The organism is Thauera sp. 28 (genome assembly GCF_000310145.2).
GTDB classification, from domain to species: Bacteria; Pseudomonadota; Gammaproteobacteria; order Burkholderiales; family Rhodocyclaceae; genus Thauera; species Thauera mechernichensis.
In genome coordinates this window covers 1-4,367 of record NZ_AMXA01000063.1, presented here as the reverse complement: position 1 = coordinate 4,367, position 4,367 = coordinate 1, and the positions used below count along the sequence as shown (strand labels likewise).

At 70.7% G+C, this 4,367-nt stretch carries 5 protein-coding genes; 3 read left to right on the top strand and 2 right to left on the bottom strand.

The features are described 5' to 3' along the window. The coding region (locus tag C662_RS19350) for a TolC family protein (protein ID WP_002934261.1) at nt 1-1,010 on the bottom strand (1,010 nt) is incomplete at its 3' end. Nucleotides 1,011-1,032: 22 nt separating this feature from the next. Next, nucleotides 1,033-1,443 carry a copper-binding protein gene (locus C662_RS19345; RefSeq protein ID WP_002934260.1) on the bottom strand — a complete coding sequence of 137 codons (411 nt, stop codon included), beginning with the start codon at nt 1,441-1,443 and terminating at the stop codon, nt 1,033-1,035. Nucleotides 1,444-1,603: 160 nt separating this feature from the next. Here C662_RS19345 and C662_RS19340 point away from each other — a divergent pair, with 160 nt between their 5' ends. From C662_RS19340 to C662_RS19330, 3 genes are read left to right on the top strand one after another with little or no spacing between them, the layout of a single operon-like run. Beyond that, the gene (locus tag C662_RS19340) at nt 1,604-2,284 is read left to right on the top strand and encodes a heavy metal response regulator transcription factor (RefSeq protein ID WP_002934258.1); all 681 of its coding nucleotides are present in this window, start codon (nt 1,604-1,606) and stop codon (nt 2,282-2,284) included. Beyond that, nucleotides 2,281-3,768 carry a heavy metal sensor histidine kinase gene (locus C662_RS19335; protein ID WP_002934256.1) on the top strand — a complete coding sequence of 496 codons (1,488 nt, stop codon included), beginning with the start codon at nt 2,281-2,283 and terminating at the stop codon, nt 3,766-3,768. The genes C662_RS19340 and C662_RS19335 overlap by 4 nt, the downstream gene beginning before the upstream one ends. After that, nucleotides 3,765-4,241, top strand: coding sequence for a DUF411 domain-containing protein (locus C662_RS19330; RefSeq protein WP_002934254.1), 477 nt, complete (start codon nt 3,765-3,767; stop codon nt 4,239-4,241). The genes C662_RS19335 and C662_RS19330 overlap by 4 nt, the downstream gene beginning before the upstream one ends. Nucleotides 4,242-4,367: the final 126 nt, after the last annotated feature.

Sequence of the window (4,367 nt, the reverse complement as noted above, 5' to 3'; positions counted from 1 at the left end):
TCGCCGGCGATACGCGTCTCGGCCGCGCGCCGGCGGGCCTCGGCGGCCAGGCCGAGCGCCGCGGTCTCGCGCTCGCGCGCGTCGCGCACCCCCTGCTGCAGCGGGATCATCATCTCGAACATCAGGTCCCAGGACTCGCGGCCCTCGCGCGGGCGGTTGTAGGTGACGCCGACTGCGTAGTCGGGCTGGCGCTCGCGGCGCGCGCGTTCGCGCTCGATGCGCGCGGCGTCCACGCCGATCGCCTCGGCGCGCACCTCGGGGTGGGCCAGACGCGCACGCTCGACCAGGGTGGCGAACTCGAGCCTGGCGGGCAGCGGCGCCGGCGCCAGCGGCGCGGCCAGCGGCGCATCGGGCGCACGCCCGAGCAGGGCATTGAGCTGGGCGACCGCGGCCTGGCGGCGCTGCTCGATGGCGAGCACGCTCAGGCGCTGGGCGCTCGCCTCGCGCTGGGCCTGCAGCACATCCTGCTGGCTGCCCTCGCCGCTGCGGTAACGCGCGAGCGCCGCCGCCTCGATGCCGCTCAGCAAGCCTTGCTGCTCGCGGCTGAACTGCAGTTCGCGCTCGGCCTGGTAGTAGCGCAGCCAGGCCGAGCGCACGGCGGCTTCCAGCGTGCGCCAGGCGCCATCGCGTGCGGCTTCGGCCTGCGCGGCGCTGGCCACGGCGGCCTCGGTCTCGAGCGCGCGCTTGCCCCAGCCCGGCAGGGGCTGAACGATGCGGTAGCGGGTCTCGCCGACCCGGCCTGGCAGCACCGAGGTGGAGCCCCCGCTCATGGTGTTGGTGACGTCCATCAGCTCGAGCGTGAAGCGCGGGTCGGGCAGCGCCCCCGCCGCACCCACCCGCTCGCGCGCCGCATCGGTCTCGAAGCCCTCGGCGGCAAAGGCCGGGTTGTCCTGGCGGACGAGCGCGAGCAGGCTGTCGACGTCCGCGCCCGGCGCAATCGGCTGGGCAAGCGCGACGCCACTGGTGGCGAGGCAGGCAAACACGCTCGCCAGGCGCATGAAGGCGCTCATGGAATCTTCCTGTGCCGCGTGCTTACTGCACGACCTCGACGTCGCGCGCGGTGTAGCGGCGCCCTTCCTTACCGGCGATGAAGCGGATGCGATCGCCGACCTTGAGTGCATCGACCACCGCAGCGTCCTCGACCTCGAAGGCCATGGTCATCGGCGGCATGCCGAGGTTCTCGAGCGGGCCATGGGCGATCGTCACTCTTTTGCCGGCCTTGTCGAGGCGCTTGACCTCGCCCTCGGAGGGCGCGAACTGGGCTGCATCCGCAGCCTTCGCTGCCGCTGCCGGGGCGCCGTGGCCGTGGTGGGCGTCATGCCCTTGCTGGGCCTGTACCGGTGCTGACGCGAGCCACAGCGCAATGATGGCGCCCGCAGCCAGGGTCGCGGTGGAGGCTCGGGTGAGTGTTGTGGTGTGAATCGTTGCCGGCTTGGTCTGCATCGTCGCTCTCCTTGTCGTGTCGTGCCGGCACACGCCGGCCCGCCCGCCACTGCTGGGGTTCGGTGCAGTATGGGTAGCGCCAGCCGACACCAGGCTGACGGGAGCATTACATTCCTGTCAGCTTTCCCCTGTCGCGATCGCGCGAGGCACAATGCCCGCCATGAAGATCCTCATCGTCGAAGACGAACCGAAAACCGGTGACTACCTGCGCCAGGGCCTGGCCGAGGCCGGCTTCGTCGTCGATCTCGCCCGCGACGGGCTGGACGGCCTGCACCTGGGACTGAATGGCGACTACGACCTGGTCGTGCTCGACGTCATGCTGCCCACGCTGGACGGCTGGGGCGTGCTGCAGACCCTGCGCCGCAGCGGGCGCGAGATGCCGGTGCTGTTCCTGACCGCACGCGACCAGGTGGAAGACCGCGTGCGCGGGCTCGAACTCGGCGCCGACGACTACCTGGTGAAGCCTTTCGCGTTCTCCGAGCTGCTCGCGCGTGTGCGCACCCTGCTGCGCCGCAGCCGCAACAAGGAGCCCGAGCTGCTGCGCGCCGCCGACCTCGAGCTCGACCTGCTGCGTCGCCGCGCCAGCCGCGCCGGCCAGCGCATCGAGCTCACCGCCAAGGAGTTCGCCCTGCTCGAGCTGCTGCTGCGCCGCCAGGGCGAGGTGCTGCCGCGCTCGCTGATCGCCTCCCAGGTGTGGGACATGAACTTCGACAGCGACACCAACGTCATCGAGGTCGCGGTACGCCGGCTGCGTGCCAAGGTGGACGACCCCTTCGAGCCCAAGCTCATCCGCACCGTGCGCGGCATGGGTTACGTGCTGGAGGCGGCGGAGGAAGCATGAGGCTGCCACCCGGCCTGTCGCTGACCGCCCGCCTCGCGCTGCTGTTCGCGGCGCTGACGGCAAGCCTGCTGATCACGGTCGGTGTCGTCATCGGCCGTGCGGTAGAGCGCCACTTTCAGGAACTGGACGACCATGAGCTGGTGGGAAAGCTCACCCTGGTCGCCAACCTGCTGCAGGGCGCAGATGCCTTGCTACCGCTGGCCGAACGCCTGTCGCGCCTTGACGACGCCTTCGCCGGGCACGACATGGTGGCGATGCTGTTGCTCGACGCGGAGGGTCGCGTATTACATGCAATCCAGCCAGGCTTCTTTACGCCTGCCCAGCTCGCCGGCAAGGACTTGCCTGCCGGCAGTGTGCCGTGGACACAAGGGGGCCACCAGGTCATCGGCCGCGCCGAACGCATCACGCTGCAGGCGGGCATGGAAGGACACGCCAGCAGCAGCGACGGTGCTGCGGACATGACGGCGCTGGTGGCACTCGACGTCTCGCACCACATCCACTTCCTCGACGAATTGCGCCGCGGCCTGTGGCTGGGCATCTCGCTCGCCGCCATCACCGCCGCCCTGCTCGGCTGGCTTGCAGCTCACCGCGGCCTGGCGCCGCTGCGCCGAGTCAGCGCCACCGCCCGCCAGCTGTCGGCCCAGCGTCTAGACGAGCGCCTGGTCGAGGAGGACGCCCCCCCCGAAGTGCGCGAACTGGTCGAAGCCTTCAACGGCATGCTGGCGCGCCTGGAAGCGTCCTTCCGCCGCCTGTCGGACTTCTCCGCCGACATCGCCCACGAGCTGCGCACGCCGGTGTCGAACCTGATGACGCAGACCCAGGTCGCGCTGACACGCAGCCGCAGCACAGACGAATACCGCGAGGTGCTGGCCTCCAACATGGAGGAGTTCGAGCGCATCGCGCGCATGGTCGCCGACATGCTCTTCCTCGCCAAGGCCGAGGACGGCCGTCTGCCCGGTGCGAGCGAAGCCGTCGCACTCGCCGACGAGGCCACGGCGCTGATCGAGTTCTACGACGCACTCGCCGAGGCGCAGGGGGTGCGCATCGTAGTCGAGGGTACGGCGAGCGTGCGCGGCGACCGCCTGATGCTGCGCCGGGCGCTCTCCAACCTGCTGTCGAACGCGCTGCGCCATACGCCGGCGGGCGGCAACATCCGCATCGGATTGCGGCACGACGGCGGCGAGGCGGAGGTCCGCATCGACAACGACGGCGAGCCGATCCCCCCCGAACAGATCGAGCGCATCTTCGACCGCTTCCACCGCGGCAGCGCCGACCGCCGCAGCCATGGCGAAGGCGCCGGTCTGGGCCTCGCGATCACGCGTTCGATCGTGCACGCGCACGGCGGCCGCATCTGGGCGGACAGCGCAATGGCAGCAGGCACGACGCGCGGCACCACCACCTTCACCCTGCGCCTGCCGGCCAACCTCAGCGCAGCGCGGCATACCGCCGCGCCCCATGGATCCACACTGGAGTCTGCACCATGAAACCATCCACCCCATCGACCCCATCGCCCGTACCGGGCCTGCGCAGCCTCGTCGCCGCCGGCCTGCTCAGCCTCGCCACTGTCGTCCCGGCCTTCGCAGCCGGGGACGAAGTCGTCATGTTCAAGGACCCCAACTGCGGCTGCTGCGGCAAGTGGGCCGAGCACATGCGCGAGCACGGCTTCAGGGTCAAGGAAGTGGCCACCAGCCAGATGGGCCAGATCAAGCACGAGGCCGGCGTGCCGCAGGCGCTGGGTTCCTGCCACACGGCCACGGTGGGCGGTTATGTGGTCGAGGGCCACGTGCCTGCAGCCGACGTGCGCCGCATGCTCACCGACAAGCCTGCCATCGCCGGCATCTCGGCACCCGGCATGCCGCTCGGCTCGCCCGGCATGGAAGGCCCCTACCCGGCCGAGCGCTACGACGTGGTCAGTTTCGACGCCGAAGGCAGGACAGCGGTGTTCGCCAGCCACTGAGCCCAACCTCCGGTGGCGCCCACACACCGCGCTTCAGGGTAGGAGCGGCGCCAGCCGCGAGCTTTTCGGAGCTTGCGACACACCTCGCCGCCTTCAACCCCTCGCGGCTGGCGCCGCTCCTACGGG